This window comes from Moorena sp. SIO4A1 (genome assembly GCF_010672065.1).
Taxonomy (GTDB): domain Bacteria; phylum Cyanobacteriota; class Cyanobacteriia; order Cyanobacteriales; family Coleofasciculaceae; genus Moorena.
The window spans coordinates 1-1,929 of the sequence record NZ_JAAHHX010000411.1 but is presented as its reverse complement, the minus strand read 5'-3'; the positions used below and the strand labels follow the sequence as shown (position 1 = coordinate 1,929).

The following is a 1,929-nucleotide window of genomic DNA, read 5'->3' as shown; positions in this document are numbered from 1 at the left end:
TGAGCAAAATTCTCGGTCTCCTAATAGGCAGATTTTATAGTTTTTAAAAATTGGGATAACCTTTGATAATACACTTTTTTGTTCTGTTAAATTACTACTCCCTAACTTTGGCAACAAAGTAAAATAGATTGGAAACCCTCTTTTATCCCAAATTAAGCTAACCATGATTAAATTAATGTGACCCCAATTCGTTCTGTCAATTGCTAGATAAATTAACGTTTCCGAGTTGAAGTATGTTTTTAATAATTCTTCAACTATTGGAAACCAAACTTCTTCAATTGTCAAGTTGGGTAAAGAGAGAAATCTTTGGATTCTTTTTCTTCTACTTTCAAATTTAATGGGTAAAGGGAGAGCATTGGCTAACTTTTCCAAACTAACTTTTTTAATTGAATGTAAGAGATTGACGAAAATTTTTAAAAAAATATATTCGGCTAGAGTAAATTTACTTTTTAGGTGGTTTTGGTATAATGTGGATAACATTGTCAACAGGTAGGTTTTGTTGCAAATAGAAGACCTACCTTTTTTTACCATAAAATTGTACAACCTTTACATAGCAAGCATTTGAGCCTGTTTCGTCACCCCGTCAGGATTTGTCTTTAACTGCAAAGCTTCAATATCTCCGACACAAGCTGCATCAATCCAATGCTCCTTAGGAAATCCCAGCTTAGTCCGGTTGTATTTAGTTTGCGCACCCGTCCCAGTGACTACAGGCTTGATTTTTTGGAGTACTTTGACTAATTTGTTGCGAGTCGTATTTACTGCTGCTGCATCTTTTAATGGCTGTTTGGCCTTAGATGTGATCTTTTGAAGTAAACTCCGTTTCTTTTTTAGAAATTCCTCTATGGGCTTATTCCCTTTTCGTTGATTACATTTTTCACAAGCTAGACAAAGGTTGCTAACTCGATTACTCCCACCAAATGACTTTGGTGAAATATGCTCTATCTGTAAGGGGACATTTTGCTGGCCACAGTAAGTGCATTCCCTTCCCCATTTCTCTAGCAAGTACTCTCGAACCTCATATCCAGCTAGTTCACCTTGCTGATACTCAACACCATTGATTTCAGGGTTCTGCATTTTTTGGGTATCAAACTTAACTCTTTCGACCCAAATTTCATTGACCGGGCAAAACTTTATTAATCGTTTTACCCAGGTCTGAATAGTTAAAATCCTGTGATCTAAGCTAGGAGTAAGCCAGCCAGGTGGACGTCTACGGTTAAGGAATCTGGGTTTTCTGTAGCGGGTGTTGCGATTACGCCTTCCGCGTCTTACAGCTTTTCTAGACTCTAGTTTTTTCTTGATTAATCCTCCTCTGTGCTCTAATTCCATTCCCCAGACGATCTGATTGTTTTGCACTAAAGCGAATCCAGTTACCTTACTACCAGGGTCAATTTTAATTTGACACGGTGAGATGGTTGGATTATTGATTGCAGTTTTTAAAATAATGGTAAAAGGGTACATTCTAAAAACAGCCGCCTTGCCTTTATCTAATAATCGGCGAGCTTTCTTTGGGGATATCGGGTTTAGTGGTTGCTTGTTTGTGTCTATTACAAATACATAATTTTGCATCGTTAAATGCCTCAAAATCGGTGATGTGTTCCGAGTGCTTCGCACACGCTTGCGCGAACGATAATGTTGTAATGACTTGTTGAGCTAACTACACGTTTGCCTTCGTCTTAATAGCTAGCGATAGAGCCGCGAGCTGGAGGTCACCCCCGGGTATCATGATCAAAACAACGTAGGAAGTAAATCCTCAATCTGCATCCTAGTTGGCAATTCCAGAAATTACCGGGAATTACCAAGGCTTAGACTAGGAGTAAATGTCCATATTAATTAATCCTTAGTCTTTAGTCTTTAGTCCTTAGTGCTTTGACTTTGGTCTTGGTGATTAGTGCTTTTCCCAAATTGACTAACAGATTGACAAACATCAGA

2 pseudogenes are annotated in these 1,929 nt (G+C 38.2%); both read right to left on the bottom strand.

Going from position 1 to position 1,929, the window contains the following annotated elements:
* Positions 1 to 480 (bottom strand): annotated as a pseudogene (locus F6K53_RS38850) (IS4 family transposase); the annotation flags it as partial.
* Positions 481 to 588: 108 nt separating this feature from the next.
* A pseudogene (gene iscB, locus F6K53_RS38845) lies at positions 589 to 1,566 on the bottom strand (RNA-guided endonuclease IscB); the annotation flags it as partial.
* Between the last annotated feature and the right edge of the window lie 363 nt (positions 1,567 to 1,929).